The sequence below is a fragment of the Psychrobacter okhotskensis genome, assembly GCF_013248965.1.
Classification (GTDB): Bacteria; Pseudomonadota; Gammaproteobacteria; order Pseudomonadales; family Moraxellaceae; genus Psychrobacter; species Psychrobacter okhotskensis.
The window spans coordinates 47,227-63,627 of the sequence record NZ_JABRVQ010000011.1 but is presented as its reverse complement, the minus strand read 5'-3'; the positions used below and the strand labels follow the sequence as shown (position 1 = coordinate 63,627).

Below are 16,401 nucleotides of genomic sequence, written 5' to 3'. Positions count from 1 at the left end.
CTCTTATACTGACATTTGGATACGGTAGTCTTGATTGTTATAAGCGTTAGCCTTTACGCATAAACGCCTGTTAACTCATCCTTTAAATGATCGCTATTTTCATCAGTACGTTATGGAAAAACACCTATGAACCAGTCTGCCCAAATGAAATTAACTGCTCCCACGCTTAGCGTTACTGACTTTAATTTGCCATCGCTACATTTGTTGCATGATGAAATTATCGTCACCCTTAAAGACACTGAGATTCATCTAAGCGAATTTAACGATGATAACAGTCAAGCGCCTTTATTATTAGACTCTATTACCGTGCTAAAGCAGCTGTCTTGTATTTTTGAGCTGATTTCTTTGGTTGGTGCAGAAGTGTTAAATACCGCCATCGTCGGTCTGCAGCGCCTTTATGACAGTGGTGATAATAATGATACTGCCTTGATTATGGATTTATCACAAGCCATCATGACCCTCGATCGTTATGTGGAATTTGTACTGTTGACAGAGTCAGTAGAGCCGACTTTATTATTACCAATCATTAATAAGCTTAATGCTCATGGGCAGCTAGCGCCAATCGAATCGGATTATTTTGCGACATTTGGTAGTAGCAGTGTCATTATTGCCAATCCTGAACAGAACTTTCAGCCCCTGCACGAGCTTAACCTCGACAGTGAGCTGCTGACCTATGCGTATCGTAGTGGTCTTGGTATTGCACTGCTCAACCAAGATGGCGTAGTAACTCAAGACGCTCAGAAAAAATTAGATGCCATGAGTGCTGCTTGTGCTTTGATAGCTGCTCAGAGCAAGAGTCTATTCTGGCAAGCTGCCGCCGCCGCTGTCACTGATATCGCGACCATTTTGCCGCTTAACCTCAGCCAAAAGCATACGCTTATTTATTTAGAGCAGCAGTTCCAGAGCTATCTACCTATCATGGACACGCGTTTTGCTGATCTAGTCAGCTTTGCCTGTCAGCGTGATAATGAAGCGGCGCAACTGCTGCGTGAACAATATGCGGTTAACCAATTAGAAGACCCACAGCGCGAACAAATGAAGCGCTTCTTATTCGGTCCTAACCGCGCGCTGACAGACACTTTAAACGCTATTATTCAGACTCAAATCAATACGATTAAAGAAGATGTGGATAGCTACGCGCGTGGTGATTCGCTCAATCCTGCTGATATGCAGACGGCACAAATTATCGAACAGCTGACGGTACTGGGCTCAGCATTACGCTTGTTGGGACTGTCAAATGCCGCGAGCAGCCTGAGTACAGCAGCCGACGCGGTAATCAAGTGGCGTGCGCCCTCGCCTGAAGATTTCGATCATTTACTCTTGGCATTGATGCATGCTGAAAATGCCACTATTTCCATGGCTGAGATGCATACCCCTGGGGCTATCTATCTGCCGCTGAACAACCCCCATATCTCATTGCATCAGCTCAATACTGCCTATGATACGTTAATACAAGAAAGTCGTACGGCTATCGCCAGTGCTGAGCAAGCGATTAATGATTATTTATCTGAGCCTGAGCGCGATATGCTCAATATTCAGAATATACCTGAAATGCTACGCCAAGTGGCAGGCGCGGTACGCTTTTTGCAACTGCCGACCCCAGCTAGCATGCTGAGCCAATTGGCCAATTATATACAGCAGCGCATCGAAAGCGGACACCGTATCGATGATAGTACGCTGGCTTATATCGCTGATGTGATTATGGCTGTCGATCATCATTTAGATGGTTTTGAGCACAATCGTCCTGTGAGCAAACAAGCGCTTGATGTTGGTCAGCAAAGCTTAAGCCAACTACTTGCCGCTTAAGAATGATAGCGGCAGCGCTGCGATAACGATTGATTTTGAATGTTACTTTTGAAATAGTTACTTTTGAATGTTACTTTTGAAATAGTTACTTCAAAACAGTCACTGAAAGCAAGTTCGCTCTTCATTTGCTACGTACTGACTTTGGACCGTTTGGAAACCTGCTTATGACTCGTGCTTTTGTATTTAGTGATGATACTGTCCTCTGCCATCAGACGATTGACGGTTGGTGGCCATTACAAATCCAACTACCACCATCGTCAAATGCAAACGACAATGGCAACCTACCAGTGCCCGCCTATCAAATAGGCAACGTCGCCCTACTCGAAAGCCTAGCGCCACATCACTGGCAGTCTGATGCTGACAGTAGTATCAGTGATGGTACAAAGGGTTTGCTTGCGCCTGAAACTGCCGAGAATAATGTCGCTTTTACTGCGCAAGCGGCCAGTGCCATCACTTATGATTATGCGATCGCGCATGATATCGCATTGCCCATCATTGCAGAGGGCAGCGGGAACGCTTTTGTACCGTATCGACAGCTTATTACCCAGCTACCTGCCGCCTTATCGGCTCAGATTAGCCAAGCAATACAACTGTTACGCTGGCAAACCGATACGCAGTTTTGTAGTCGCTGCGCATCCCCAGTCGTTCATGCCACAGCAGATGAGCGCGCCATGGTCTGTCCAGTATGCCGATTACGCCAATACCCTCGTGTCCAGCCTTGCATTATCACCGCTATCACTCGTCCCAATCCACAGACGGGAGAGATGCAAATCTTACTCGCTCATCACCATCGCCATGGAGAACAAAAACGCCCTCTCATGTACGGCTTGATTGCAGGTTTTGTCGAAGTGGGTGAAAGTTTAGAGCATGCGGTCGTTCGTGAAGTGGCAGAAGAGGTAAATATCAGCCTATCAAATATTCGCTATGTCAGCAGTCAGCCATGGCCATTTCCTTCCAATTTAATGCTTGGTTTTCGCGCATCTTATGCGGCTGGCGATATTGTAATACAAGAAGATGAGCTGTCGCACGCCGATTTTTTTGACCTCTCTAATCTGCCCAAAATACCGTTTAAGGGCAGCATTGCCTACGAGCTGATTGCCCAAGTTGCCCATGAGCAAGGCATCGTACTATAGTAGATTGACTATAGAATTAGACTAAAAGACAATCATTTCAATATTTATATCTATTTTAATAACGACAGTCTTGATGACTGATGTTAAGGTTTTTAATTAAATGCAAAGCAGTCGTAATATTCGCCTAATCAATCTGCCCATCTTGTTCGATACCTTGCGTATCGAGACATTGCCTGCTGATATGCAAGCAAAAATTGCCCGTATCGATGCTTGTCTGCCGCAGACTCAGTGCGGTCTGTGCGAACATCCAGACGGTTGCTTGCCTTATGCTACCGCGATTGTAGTGGATAACGAGCCATACAATAAATGCGTGCCGGGCGGTCAACCAGTTACTGATGCTATTGCGCAAATCGTCAATCCCGCCAGCGCTACAACAACCCTTAGAGCCGCGCCATCTCAGTGGCCGATAGATGCCACATCGATGCGACCGACCGAGGTACGTGCCGTTATCCGTGAGGATGACTGTATCGGCTGCACCAAATGCATACCCGCCTGCCCCGTCGATGCCATCGTCGGCACTGGCAAGCACATGCATACTATCTTTACGGATTTATGCACGGGCTGCGAGCTGTGTATCGCCCCTTGCCCAGTCGATTGCATTGATTTGGTCACTATTGAGCGCGAGCTGTATATCTCTGAGCGCGAGGCAGAACAAGAGGACTTAAGGCTGCGCTATCATACGCACCTTAGGCGCGTCACTGAGCAGCTTGCTGACAGCAGCAATAGCAAGCCTGTTGTCAGTATGGTAGAGGCAAAACTGAATAATGCCGCCAGTCAGTCTATAGATATCAGTGAAGCTCAAGCAAAAAACACCATTGCCGCTGCCAAGCTGCGCAGTAAAATTAAAAAATTAGAAAAGCAGTTAAATGTGCGTCCAAATGAGCGCAAAAAAATAGAACTTGAAGGATTAAAAACTGAACTTGCACAACTTTAATAGCGAGTACTCACTTCTGAATAACCAACGAATAAAATCATAGTAAAAATACCATGAGTAAAACTGTCAAACACAAAACTGCCGATACCCCGCCGTCTCGGCGTATGCCCAATCGTGACGTCCGTCCGTTCTTTGAAAAGTTGGCAGCAACGATTGATGAGCCAGTCACGGAACTACATTATAGAAGTAATTTTGAGCTACTGATTGCCGTCATCTTATCGGCACAAGCGACGGATGTCAGTGTCAATATTGCCACCAAGCAATTATATCCTGTGGCGAATACCCCTGAAGCAATCTTGGCATTGGGTGAAGAGGGTTTAAAATCCTATATCAAAAATATTGGCTTATATAACGCCAAAGCTAAAAACGTCATCAAAACCTGCCAAGATTTGATTGAGAAATTCGATAGTACCGTTCCTGATAATCGTAAGGACTTAGAATCACTCGCTGGCGTTGGACGTAAAACTGCCAATGTGGTCTTAAATACCGCTTTTGGGCAGCCGACCATGGCAGTCGATACGCATATCTTTCGCGTCGGCAATCGTACTGGCCTCGCCACTGGTAAAAACGTGTTAATCGTTGAAAACAAGCTGGTCGAACGTATCCCAGATGACTTTATCGTAGATGCGCATCATTATCTGATTTTGCATGGCCGCTATACCTGTCAGGCTCGCACACCCAAATGCGGTGCTTGCCCTGTTTATGAAGAATGTATGTTTAAGGACAAAGCCAAGTTTTTAGAACTATAGCTTTCAGGATTATATTTTTTGGAATTATAGTTTTTAAGATTATAGTTTTTGGAATTATAACCATTCTTTATTTAGAATTAAGGAATCCTAATGCATACGCTGACTGCTCTACTCTTTGATGATTTTGAAACCTTGGATTTGTTTGGGCCTATCGAGATGTTTGGCTGCTTGCCTGAGCACTATCGTCTGCAATTTGCCTCACTGAGTGGTGGTATCATTCGCAGTAAGCATGGCGTTGCGATGCAAACGGTCGCTGTCACAGAATTGGCGTATCAGACTGATATTGTATTGATGGTTGGCGGGATGGGTACTCGCCAGCAAGTCTATCACAAGCCGTTTTTGCAGGCGCTTAGGGCATTGGTTGAGCACGCTGATTGGGCGCTTAGCGTTTGTACAGGCAGTGCATTATTGGCTAAAGCTGGTGTTCTGGATGGCAAGCGTGCAACGTCTAATAAGCTCTCATGGCAATGGGTAATATCGCAGTCTGATAAAGTTGATTGGGTAGAGCAAGCGCGCTGGGTCGTCGATGGCAAGTTTTATACTTCTTCAGGGGTTAGTGCTGGAATGGATATGGCGCTTGGCTTTATCACTGATAGACATGATATAGAGACGGCTCGTCAGATCGCTCACTATACTGAATATCGCTGGCAAGAAAATAGCGATATTGATGACTTTTACCGTGGCTAATCCATGCCTAGTTACTTCTTAGTATTATCCATCGCTAGAGTTTTCACTCAATTCACGGTAAAATGTCATAATTTTTTGATTCACTTTTGCCTTATTTTTCCGTTAACATTTAATCATGACTGAGTTTATAGATTACAGTCCTTGCCATTAAGCGATCCAACTATGCGCGAATACAACTTATTTACCTCAGAATCTGTGAGCGAAGGCCATCCTGATAAAATGGCTGACCAAATATCAGACGCTATCCTTGATGCCATCTTACGTGAAGATCTCCATGCCCGCGTTGCCTGCGAAACTTTGGTTAAAACCGGTGCCGTGATATTGGCAGGTGAAGTGACCACGACGGCAAATATCGATGTTGAGCGTATCGTACGTGATACCGTCAATGGTATCGGTTATCACCATTCAGACTTGGGTTTTGATGGCGAGACCTGTGCGGTCATCAACATGCTTGGTAAGCAATCTCCAGAAATTGCCCAAGGTGTCGATCGTAGCGATCCTGAAGAGCAAGGTGCAGGCGATCAAGGCTTGATGTTTGGCTATGCCAGCAACGAGACTGAAGTATTGATGCCAGCCCCTATTGAATATGCCCATCGCTTAATGGAGCGTCAGTCTGAGTTACGCCGCGCAGGTGAGCTACCATGGTTACGTCCCGATGCCAAGGCGCAAGTGACCTTAAAATATGATGGCACTCGTCCTATTGCTATCGATGCTGTCGTCCTATCGACCCAGCATGACCCTAGTATCTCGCAGGCAGATCTGCAAGAAGCGGTGATGGAATCTATCATTAAACAAGTATTACCAGCGGATCTACTGCATGCTGGCACTCGCTACCATATCAATCCCACGGGCAAATTTGTCATTGGTGGGCCAGTTGGTGATGCTGGATTGACAGGTCGTAAAATCATCGTTGATACTTATGGCGGCATGGCACGTCATGGCGGCGGCGCTTTTAGTGGCAAAGACCCTTCAAAAGTAGATCGCAGCGCCGCTTATGCCGTGCGTTATGTGGCCAAAAACATCGTCGCTGCGGGACTGGCTGACCGCTGTGAAGTACAAGTGAGCTATGCCATTGGGGTCGCTGAACCGACGTCTATCTCGGTCAACACCTTTGGTACTAGCAACATCAGCCATGACGAGATCATTCGCCTGATTCGTACCCATTTTGATCTGCGCCCTTATGGCATTACCCGTATGCTGAACTTATTGCAGCCTATGTATCAGCAGACTGCGACGTTTGGCCATTTCGGTCGTCCCGGCTCTGAAACTGCCTTTACGTGGGAAAAAACAGACAAAGCTGAAATCTTAAAAGCAGACGCAGGGTTGTAAAATATTACCTGATGCCCCTTAGTCTCTTACATACAGACCGTCTCTATAAATTGAAAATTACCGATACTTATTAGGAATTGCTTATGTCTCAAGACAATATTCAAGACAGCAACACTCAAGACAACAATGTTGATGATAATGTTGAAATCACCCCTGAAATGCAGGCATTTTATCAACGTGCGGATGCCATCATTGGTGTAGCAAATAGTCAATTGGGGCCTGATGCTCATTCAGGTCAAGTCGGTGCGTCTTTACTGTACGCCGCCGCGCGTTATAGCGCCTCAGTGGCCTCTATCGGTTTTGTTAAAGGCGATGACTTTGCCAAAGAAAAAGACGATATCGTCGAGTTCTATGTCAAACAATATCGCCAGATGCTAAGTGATAACTTAACCGATTATGCGCAAAACTTTGATAAATACGTTCAACTCAATCAAGATGATAAAGTTGCTAAATAAGTCTTCTTAAATCTATGAGATATCGTTAAATATTAAACCCAAGTCTAATAGTAGGCTTGGGTTTTTTATTGACCTTATTAAAGTAGCTGAATAAAAAGTCCCAGCACAAGGCTGGGACTTTTACGTTTTATGGTACTTTTAGCAGATAGCTAGGCTATTAATCATTAGGCTCAATGATTTTTGGTGGACCTGTCAGTAAACCTTCGTCGCGGAACTCATTGGCTGAGTTATGCTCTGCCGATTCTTCGGTGATAAACCACTGCTGCTGACGATACAAAATCAATCTATCGCGGCTCAATCCCCGCAGTAGTGAATACATCATGATTAATATGACAACGGCAAAGGGAAAGCCTGAGACAATAGAGGCTGCCTGTAGCGCACCCAAACCGCCTGCCGCTAACAATACCGCCGCAATCACACCTTCTGTCCCTGCCCAGAATAAACGCTGAATCTTCGGTGGATTGGTATCGCCGCCTGAAGTCAGCATATCAATGACAAAACTGGCTGAATCTGACGAAGTAACGAACCAAAGAACAATCATCACGACAATCAACAAGTTAAGCGCTGAAGTAAATGGATAAGACTCCATTAGCTTAAAGATGGCACTACCCGTATCTGCTTGCACAGCTTCAACCAGACCAGGACTGGCCATATTAGGATCAATCGCTGCCATCAGCTCCATATGTACCGCTGAACCACCAAAAGCGGTGAACCATAAGAATAAAATGGTAATAGGGATTAATAACACGCCTAGTATGAACTCACGAATGGTACGACCACGCGAGATACGAGCGACGAATACACCGACGAATGGCGACCAGCTAATCCACCATGCCCAATAGAATACTGTCCATGATGACTGCCAGTTTTCTTGACCTTCATAAGACTCTGTCCACAGACCCAAAGGAATCACTTGATGTAAGTAATTACCAATGTTTTCAACGAAGCTGTTAAAAATAAACTGCGTGGGACCTAAGATAATGACAAAGCTTAACAGTACAATTGTGAAGAAAATATTGATGTCACTTAAGCGCTTGATACCTTTATCAAGACCCATCAAGAGCGACATGCCTGCCAACATAGTAATGAACGCAATCAAAATGATCTGTACGGTAATGTTATTCGGAATACCGAATAGCGTCTCAAGACCGGAGTTAATCTGCAGCACCCCAAGACCTAAGGTAGTCACCACGCCAAACATGGTACCGAATACCGCAAGTGTATCAACTGTATGCCCCATAGGACCATAGATTTTTTTACCGATTAACGGATACAGCGTCGAGCGAATCGCTAATGGCAAGCCAACACGGTAGTGAAAATACGCCAAAGCCAAGGCTACAATGCCATAGATTGCCCAGACGTGTAGGCCATAATGCAAGAATGAGATATTCATCGCTTGTTTGGCCGCTGCAATGGTTTCAGCTTCACCCAATGGCGGTGCCATAAAGTGATACAACGGCTCAGCGGTACCCCAATAGAGCAAGCCAATACCGATACCTGCCGAAAACAGCATCCCAATCCAAGAGACTAAATTATACTCTGGCTTCTCTGTTTGGTGCCCAAGCCTGATATCGCCGTATCGGCTAAATATCAAATAAATACTCATGAGCAGAGCTAAGTTGACCACCACAATAAAAAACCAACCAAAGCGCATAGAAACAAAGGCTTTTGCTTGGTTAAATACCAGCTCTGCTTGCTCGTTAAAAAAAGCACCAAAAATAATGAACGCGACGATCAAAATCGCCGAGGTTAAAAACACGGGTTTACTTACCCGTGGAAAAGGGCCCAGACGGCCAACTTTAACGTGATCCATTTAATAATCTCAATTTTTTAGGATGCCAACCTTAACAAGATACTTACGAACTATCAAATTAGGTTAACAACCATTTATTGTTATAAAGCAAAAAATCCTAAGATATCGGTTTATCTTAGGATTTTTTACGGTAAATAATTGATCGTTGCTTGTCTTAAATATTTTTTTAAAGCCTGTTTTAAAAACTTTCTTAAGGACTCAGATAACAGGCTTAATTAAAACAAGCAACAATCAGCATATCATTAATGCCCTAGTCGCCCTTTGCAATTTTAGGTGGACCTTTTAGCAAATGCTCATCGACGAACTCATTAGCCGAGTTATGATCAGCAGACTCTTCGGTGATGAAATATTGCTGCGCACGATATAAAATCAAGCGATCGCGACTTAAACCACGCAACAGCGCATACATCATGACAAAGACTACCAGAGCAAACGGCAAACCTGCCACGATAGCGGCGGCTTGTAGCGCACCCAAACCACCAGCTGCTAATAATATCGCAGCAATGACCCCTTCCATCGTCGCCCAAAACAAGCGCTGAATCTTTGGCGGGTTGGTATCGCCGCCTGCCGTCAACATATCGATGACAAAGCTTGCCGAATCAGAAGACGTGACGAACCATAATACAATCATGATAACAATCAGCAAGGTCACAGGTTTTGTCAGTGGATAGTATTCGACCAGTTTAAAGATCGCACTACCGGTATCGGCTTGCACTGCTTCAATCAGTCCAGGACTCAGCATGTCAGGGTTGATCGATGCCAATAGCTCCATATGGATAGCAACACCGCCAAACGTAGTAAACCAGAAGAATAAAATCGTCATTGGGATTAATAAGACTCCCAAGACAAATTCACGAATAGTACGACCACGACTGATACGGGCAATGAATACGCCGACAAAGGGTGCCCAACTTACCCACCACGCCCAGTAAAATATCGTCCAGCCGCTTTGCCAATCGGTATTGCTATAGGCTTCGCCCCACGCCGATAACGTCACAATCGACCCTAGATAATTACCGATATTTTCGATAAAACTGTCGAAGATAAATAGCGTCGGACCCAAAATCACCATAAAGACCAACAGAATACCCGTCAGTCCCATATTAATATCACTTAGACGTTTGATGCCTTTATCAAGACCCAGCATCAAAGAGATACATGCCATGGCAGTCACAAATGCAATAATCGCAAATTGCACGCCCAAACTATTAGGAATACCGAACAAGTTCTCCAGACCAGAATTTATCTGCATCACCCCTAAACCCAAAGAAGTCACTACCCCAAACATCGTACCGAATACTGCTAAAATATCAACGGTATGACCCCAAGGACCATAAATCTTGCGGCCCAATATCGGATACAGCGTCGAGCGAATCGATAATGGCAGACCACGGCGAAAATGAAAGTAAGCCAACGACAATGCCACGATGGTATAAATCGCCCAAGCGTGTAAACCCCAATGTAAAAACGAGATGTTCATCGCTTGTTTGGCCGCTTCTATTGTCTCCGCTTCACCAAGTGGTGGGGCCATAAAGTGATACAACGGCTCAGCCGTACCCCAATAAACCAAACCAATACCGATACCCGCCGAAAACAACATCCCTATCCAAGAGATGAGGCTATATTGCGGACGTTCTGTTTGTTTACCCAAGCGAATATCGCCGTAACGGCTCATGGCTAAATAGATACAAAAAACGAGTGCCACGTTGACCAAAACAATAAATAGCCAACCAAACTTATCGGTAATAAAGCTCTGTAAAAAACTAAAAAGTGCGCCGGCAGCTTCCGTAAAAAAAGCGCCAAAAATAATAAATCCGACAATCAACAACGTCGAGGTTATAAACACAGGTTTACTGACCCGTGGAAACGGACCCAATCGACCTACTTTTACTTCGTCCATGTGCTAATCTCGTTATATAAGGGCTGCTACCTTAACAAAATAACCTTTGATTATCAAATAATTACAAAATATAGCCATCAAGAAACACCCTATTTGCTCTAATGTTTTCCTATTCTTAAACTTATCTAAAAATATGATGTATAGATGGTAACAAGTCAAAATTCTGGTTTAGAGTAAAATAAAAGCCATCTACTCTATTCATTTTCTAAGCTTTAAAACTACAAAAGGTGCTGGATTTATGGTAAAAATCGCAGTACCCTTTATGTAGATTTATGAATTAATTTTAACAGTGCTATCATTCACTCTTTATAGCAATATACTATTTAGGTAGCAATTGCAGTAACTTAGCCGCATCGCCGTCCTCTAATAACCAGACTTGTCCATCCACGTTCAGTACACTACGAATACGCTTCCCCATATCATAGCGGTAACGTTCAGAGGCACTGTTGCTGTCATCAAAACTCACTATGATGAGCGCTTTTGATGACAGGCCGCTGATTAGCGCATTGCCTTGCCATGCTGGAAAATCATTATGAGTCCCGGCTGAATATATACTTAATGAAGAAGGTGAGATGACGGGTGTCCAAGTCACTTTGGGCGCAGTCAAGTCAGGCCGAGTGTCATGGTCAGGAATGTCTGTACCCGAATAATTACGACCGTTAGAGACCAGCGGCCAGCCATAGTTATTGCCTTTTTCGATTAAATTAAACTCATCACCACCTCTTGGCCCCATCTCATTTGCCCACAGCCGACCACTGTCATCAAAGGCCATACCCAGTACGTTACGATGCCCAGTTGTCCAAAACTGTGCCTTAATTTCCTTATTTTCGTTGGCGAATGGATTGTCTGCGGGTACGCTACCGTCAGGGTATAGTCGAATGATTTTGCCCAAGTTGACGCTCATATCTTGCGCTGGCGTTTTTTCTTGCCGCTCACCTGAACTGATATAGAGATAGCGACCATCGGGAGAGAATAGCAAACGGTGACTATAATGCCCCTGCCCTTTTACCTTTGGCGTCTGCTGCCAAATCGGGGTAATAGATTGCAGACTAGGAGCAGCGCTACCTATACCTGAGAGCTTAGCGCTAATCACTTTCGCGCCAAATTTATTGTCATCAGCGCCCGTGCCGCTTTCAATATAACTGAGATATATGACATTACTGGTAGCAAAATCTGATGCTAGAATAATGTCACCTAGACCGCCTTGCCCGCCATACGCAACGGTCGGCACACCGCTTACTTCGGTTTTAGTACCGGTAGCAGTATCGACCATGAAGAGCTCACCGGTCTTTTGGGTAACCAGTAATGTTGGTGGCTCATCATTGGTATTGGGTAGCGCGGTCATCGCCCATGGTTCATTAAAGGTAGCGACAGTCTTAGTGGCAAAGGCAGGTTTTTCAGTGCTCGCTGCCGAATCTTTGGCAGAAGCCTGACCTTCTTTGTACTCTGTCAGATCTGCATCGGTATTGACTGCTGATGGGTTTGAGCACGCAGAGGCGCTAAATAGCAGGGCTGCTATGATTAACGGCAAGATTAATGGCGTGCTAATATATTTTTTATTGGTCATCATCATGATGTCATCTCCCTTAATGTTATATTGGCTTTATTAGGGCTTAAGTGATAGTGCGTGAAAAATAATATCGAACCATCACGCACTGCTGATATCCATTTTTCTTGCTTGCTGTGCCTGCGCGGACAGAGGCGACAAAAAATTGATATCAGCAATACCATCGTATTTTTAGGATATTTTGACTATAGTTATAACATAATCAAAGTATGACAACGGTAAAATGATTATAGAGCGCAAAGTAAAAACCCCTTATCTGCCTATATAAAAAATAGACAAATAAAGGGTTGGTTTTAAAGCATAACCGTCATTTAGCAACAATTATTTAGCGTTTACTATTAGCTCATTCGAAGCTTATCAAAGGTAAGCTTATCATCAGCGCCGACATCGACTTTGATGATATCGCCAGCGACAAAGTCACCAGACAGCAATTTTAATGACAGCGGATTTTCGATCTCTTGCTGGATAGCACGTTTTAGCGGACGCGCACCATACACAGGGTCATAACCCACGGCGACCAGCTTGTTCATCGCATCAGAGGATAGCTCGATGTCCATCTCGCGCTCATGCAAACGCTGACGTAATCGATCCAATTGAATGTCAGCAATACCTGCCATTTGCGACATACCGAGCGGATGGAAAACCACAATCTCATCAATACGGTTGACGAACTCTGGACGGAAATGCTGACCGACAGAATCCATGACCTCCGCTTTGATATCGTCGTAGCTTTCGCCAACCATCTCTTGAATTTTATGCGAGCCTAGGTTACTGGTCATGATAATAACGGTGTTTTTAAAGTCCACCACGCGACCTTGCGAATCGGTCAAACGACCATCATCCAACACTTGTAGCAAGATATTGAACACATCAGGGTGCGCTTTTTCGACTTCATCAAACAATATCACGCTATAGGGCTTACGACGTACCGCTTCGGTCAACGCGCCACCTTCTTCATAGCCAACATAACCTGGAGGCGCACCCACTAAGCGACTGACGCTGTGCTTCTCCATATACTCACTCATATCGATACGAACAATCGCATCTTCAGAGTCGAATAAGAAGTTCGCCAATGATTTGGTCAGCTCGGTTTTACCGACACCAGTAGGCCCAAGGAACAAGAACGAACCAGATGGTCGATTCGGATCCGACAAGCCCGCACGGCTACGACGCACGGCATTGGCGACCGCTTCGACTGCTTCATCTTGACCGATGACGCGCTCGTGGAGTTTCTCTTCCATCGCCAGCATTTTGTCACGCTCGCCTTGCATCATTTTACTGACCGGAATGCCCGTGGCGGCGGCAACCACTTCGGCAATTTCATTATCCGTGACCTTGTTACGTAGTAGTTTTACCCCACTATTTTCACCAGTCTGCTCTTTTTGCTCAGCCAAGTCCGACTCATGAATTCGGCGCTCTAACTGCGGAATGGTCTCATACTGCAGCTTACTCATGGTCTCATAATCGCCCTCGCGGCTGGCTTTATCATAGGCGATACGCGCTTTGTCTAGCTCGTCTTTTAGCTGCTGACTGCCTTTGACCAGCGCTTTTTCTGCTTGCCAAATCTCATTGAGATCGGCGTACTCTTTTTCTAACTCTTCTATTTGTGCATCAAGTACTTTACGCTCGGCTTGCGCGCCAGCGTCTTCTTCGTTTTTGAGCACTTCACGCTGCATTTTTAACTGAATCAAACGGCTATCAAGCTTGCCAAGTGACTCAGGCTTGCTGTCCATCTCCATACGCAGACGACTGGCAGCTTCGTCGATTAAATCAATCGCCTTATCCGGCAGCTTGCGGTCAGTAATATAGCGATGGCTCATGCGTGCGGCAGCAATAATCGCACTGTCTTGAATATCGACCCCATGATGCAGCTCGTAACGCTCTTTGAGGCCACGCAAAATCGCAATGGTATCCTCGACCGTTGGCTCATCGACCAATACTTTTTGGAAGCGACGTTCAAGCGCGGCATCTTTTTCGATATACTGGCGATATTCGTCCAAAGTCGTCGCACCGACGCAATGCAGCTCACCACGGGCTAGCGCAGGCTTTAGCATATTACCCGCATCCATCGCACCTTCTGATTTACCCGCGCCAACCATGGTATGTAGCTCATCGATAAATAAGATGACATTGCCTTCTTGCTTGGCCAAATCACTCAATACGCTTTTGAGGCGTTCTTCAAACTCACCACGAAATTTTGCGCCGGCAATAAGCGCACCTAAGTCTAATGACAGTACTTCTTTACGGCGCAACCCTTCTGGTACATCACCATTGATGATTTTTTGTGCTAAGCCTTCGACGATAGCGGTTTTACCCACACCCGGCTCACCGATAAGTACTGGATTATTTTTAGTCCGACGTGACAGTACTTGAATGGTGCGGCGAATCTCTTCGTCACGACCAATGACTGGATCCAGTTTGCCAAGCTCCGCCTGCTCAGTTAAGTTAATCGTATATTTATTCAGCGCGTCACGTTGATCTTCCGCGTTTTGATTGTTCACGGTTTCATCACCACGTAATTGTTCAATCACGGCTTTTAATTTGGCTGCCGTCACGCCAGCGCTTTCAAATATTTTTTTGGTTTCGCCTTGTTCAGCGAGTGCTAATATCACCCATTCAGTGGCAATAAAATCGTCGCCTTCTTTTTGCGCTTGACGATCGGCCAAATTCAAAATTTTGACCGAATTAGGGTTTAGATTAACGTCACCAGTTGGCTCGCTAATCGTCGCTTGATTATCAAGCGCCTTTGCCACGCCATTTTTTAGCGCAGGAATAGACGCGCCCGCTTGCTGGCAGATAGACAAGTTAGACTCGTCTTGCAGCAACACGGCAAGCAAATGCACAGGATCAATTCCTGTATGGTCGCGCCCTAGCGCCAAACTTTGGGCTTCTTGAATCGCAGATTGCAATTTTTGGGTAAATTTTTCGAACCTCATATTGGTGTCCTTTTAGAATTAATAATATTTTATATCTGATAGTAGCTGCGGCTTTTTATAAGTATCAAACAATGCCCAAGCTTTTCGTTGTTATCTATATCAGGTTTGTTGAGTAATATTTCAATATCAATTTAACGGTTATCAACAATCAATAATGGCTTATCAATATCAGCTCCTATCAATAACAAGCCAATAGCAAGCAGTGCGCATTGCACCTGATTAATATAAACCTTACTTATAACAATGATATGACGATAAGGCATTAATAGGCACATTGATGAGCTATTTCAAGGGAATATAGGAAAGAAAAATAGGTAGTGTTAAGTTTGTGAAAAAGAGAGAAGAATAGTTTAGGAGTGTGAATAAATCGTCGAAAAAAATATGCGGTTATTACAAAATATCTAAAAAGCTAATCAACTCAGCAAGCATTAAGTATACATAAACCTTAAAAGTGGCTTATTCAACAATTTCAATCGCGGTGCCTACTTTCACAGCCGCCATGATTTCATCCATCTCATCATTAGTGACGGCGATGCAGCCATCTGTCCAATCGCGTTGTTGATTGAGCCCGGCTAAATGACCAAAGCCATTCATTTGCCCATGAATCATAATGTCGCCACCTGGATTGACGCCGCGAGACTTAGCCCGTGCTTTATCTGCCGCATTTGGGTAGCTGACATGGATGGAGCGATGGGCTATTGAGTTTTCATTTTTATAATCTAAGGTATAGTAGCCTACTGGTGTGCGCTGATCCCCTTGTTGTTGCTTATGTCCTATCGGGCTGTCACCCAATGCAATGCGATAGGATTTGACCACGGTATCTTTGCTTAATAACTTTAAAATGCGCTCAGACTTGTCAACAAAGACCTTATCGACAATGAGCGTGCTAGGAATAGACTGACCTTTATCAACCGCGTTTTTTGCCTGCGAGGAGGTTTTGACATAGCCTATCGCACTGGTACTAATGATGGCAGTCAGACCAAGTCCTATCGCAATAAACAACCAACGAGATTTGGTGCTAAGACTGAAAGAGAAAAATGACATAGGCTTTGGTCCTTATAAGCAATGCTTGATAGCAACGAGTCATAATAT

12 protein-coding genes are annotated in these 16,401 nt (G+C 44.8%); 7 read left to right on the top strand and 5 right to left on the bottom strand.

Annotation, left to right across the window (positions count from 1 at the left end; genetic code table 11):
- The first annotated feature begins 126 nt into the window (after positions 1-126).
- The 7 genes from HQR03_RS07260 to HQR03_RS07230 all read left to right on the top strand — a co-directional run bounded on the left by HQR03_RS07260 (position 127) and on the right by HQR03_RS07230 (position 7,093).
- Positions 127-1,806: a hypothetical protein gene (locus HQR03_RS07260; RefSeq protein WP_173239704.1), complete on the top strand. Its 1,680-nt coding sequence runs from the start codon at positions 127-129 to the stop codon at positions 1,804-1,806.
- Between the two features lie 164 nt (positions 1,807-1,970).
- Positions 1,971-2,939 carry an NAD(+) diphosphatase gene (gene nudC, locus HQR03_RS07255; protein WP_173239703.1) on the top strand — a complete coding sequence of 323 codons (969 nt, stop codon included), beginning with the start codon at positions 1,971-1,973 and terminating at the stop codon, positions 2,937-2,939.
- A gap of 100 nt (positions 2,940-3,039) precedes the next feature.
- Positions 3,040-3,873: an RnfABCDGE type electron transport complex subunit B gene (locus tag HQR03_RS07250; protein WP_173239702.1), complete on the top strand. Its 834-nt coding sequence runs from the start codon at positions 3,040-3,042 to the stop codon at positions 3,871-3,873.
- Between the two features lie 53 nt (positions 3,874-3,926).
- On the top strand, positions 3,927-4,622 hold the full coding sequence (gene nth / locus HQR03_RS07245; RefSeq protein WP_173239701.1) for an endonuclease III: 696 nt from the start codon (positions 3,927-3,929) through the stop codon (positions 4,620-4,622).
- A 90-nt stretch (positions 4,623-4,712) separates the two neighbouring features.
- Positions 4,713-5,309 (top strand): DJ-1/PfpI family protein, encoded by a 597-nt coding sequence (locus HQR03_RS07240; protein ID WP_101212026.1) that lies wholly within the window; start codon positions 4,713-4,715, stop codon positions 5,307-5,309.
- 162 nt (positions 5,310-5,471) lie between these two features.
- Complete coding sequence (gene metK, locus HQR03_RS07235; RefSeq protein WP_025650834.1) at positions 5,472-6,638, top strand: methionine adenosyltransferase; 1,167 nt, start codon at positions 5,472-5,474, stop codon at positions 6,636-6,638.
- Positions 6,639-6,796: 158 nt separating this feature from the next.
- The gene (locus tag HQR03_RS07230; protein WP_173239734.1) at positions 6,797-7,093 is read left to right on the top strand and encodes a DUF3144 domain-containing protein; all 297 of its coding nucleotides are present in this window, start codon (positions 6,797-6,799) and stop codon (positions 7,091-7,093) included.
- A 157-nt stretch (positions 7,094-7,250) separates the two neighbouring features.
- Here the strand turns inward: HQR03_RS07230 and HQR03_RS07225 are convergent, their stop codons facing one another.
- The 5 genes from HQR03_RS07225 to HQR03_RS07205 all read right to left on the bottom strand — a co-directional run bounded on the left by HQR03_RS07225 (position 7,251) and on the right by HQR03_RS07205 (position 16,353).
- Positions 7,251-8,906: a BCCT family transporter gene (locus tag HQR03_RS07225; RefSeq protein WP_025651074.1), complete on the bottom strand. Its 1,656-nt coding sequence runs from the start codon at positions 8,904-8,906 to the stop codon at positions 7,251-7,253.
- 250 nt (positions 8,907-9,156) lie between these two features.
- Entirely contained in the window at positions 9,157-10,806 is a 1,650-nt protein-coding gene (locus HQR03_RS07220) for a BCCT family transporter (protein ID WP_025651073.1), read from the bottom strand.
- 319 nt (positions 10,807-11,125) lie between these two features.
- Positions 11,126-12,379 (bottom strand): PQQ-dependent sugar dehydrogenase, encoded by a 1,254-nt coding sequence (locus HQR03_RS07215; protein ID WP_198015411.1) that lies wholly within the window; start codon positions 12,377-12,379, stop codon positions 11,126-11,128.
- A 332-nt stretch (positions 12,380-12,711) separates the two neighbouring features.
- Complete coding sequence (gene clpB / locus HQR03_RS07210) at positions 12,712-15,309, bottom strand: ATP-dependent chaperone ClpB (protein WP_173239700.1); 2,598 nt, start codon at positions 15,307-15,309, stop codon at positions 12,712-12,714.
- A gap of 456 nt (positions 15,310-15,765) precedes the next feature.
- Complete coding sequence (locus HQR03_RS07205; RefSeq protein ID WP_173239699.1) at positions 15,766-16,353, bottom strand: L,D-transpeptidase family protein; 588 nt, start codon at positions 16,351-16,353, stop codon at positions 15,766-15,768.
- Positions 16,354-16,401: the final 48 nt, after the last annotated feature.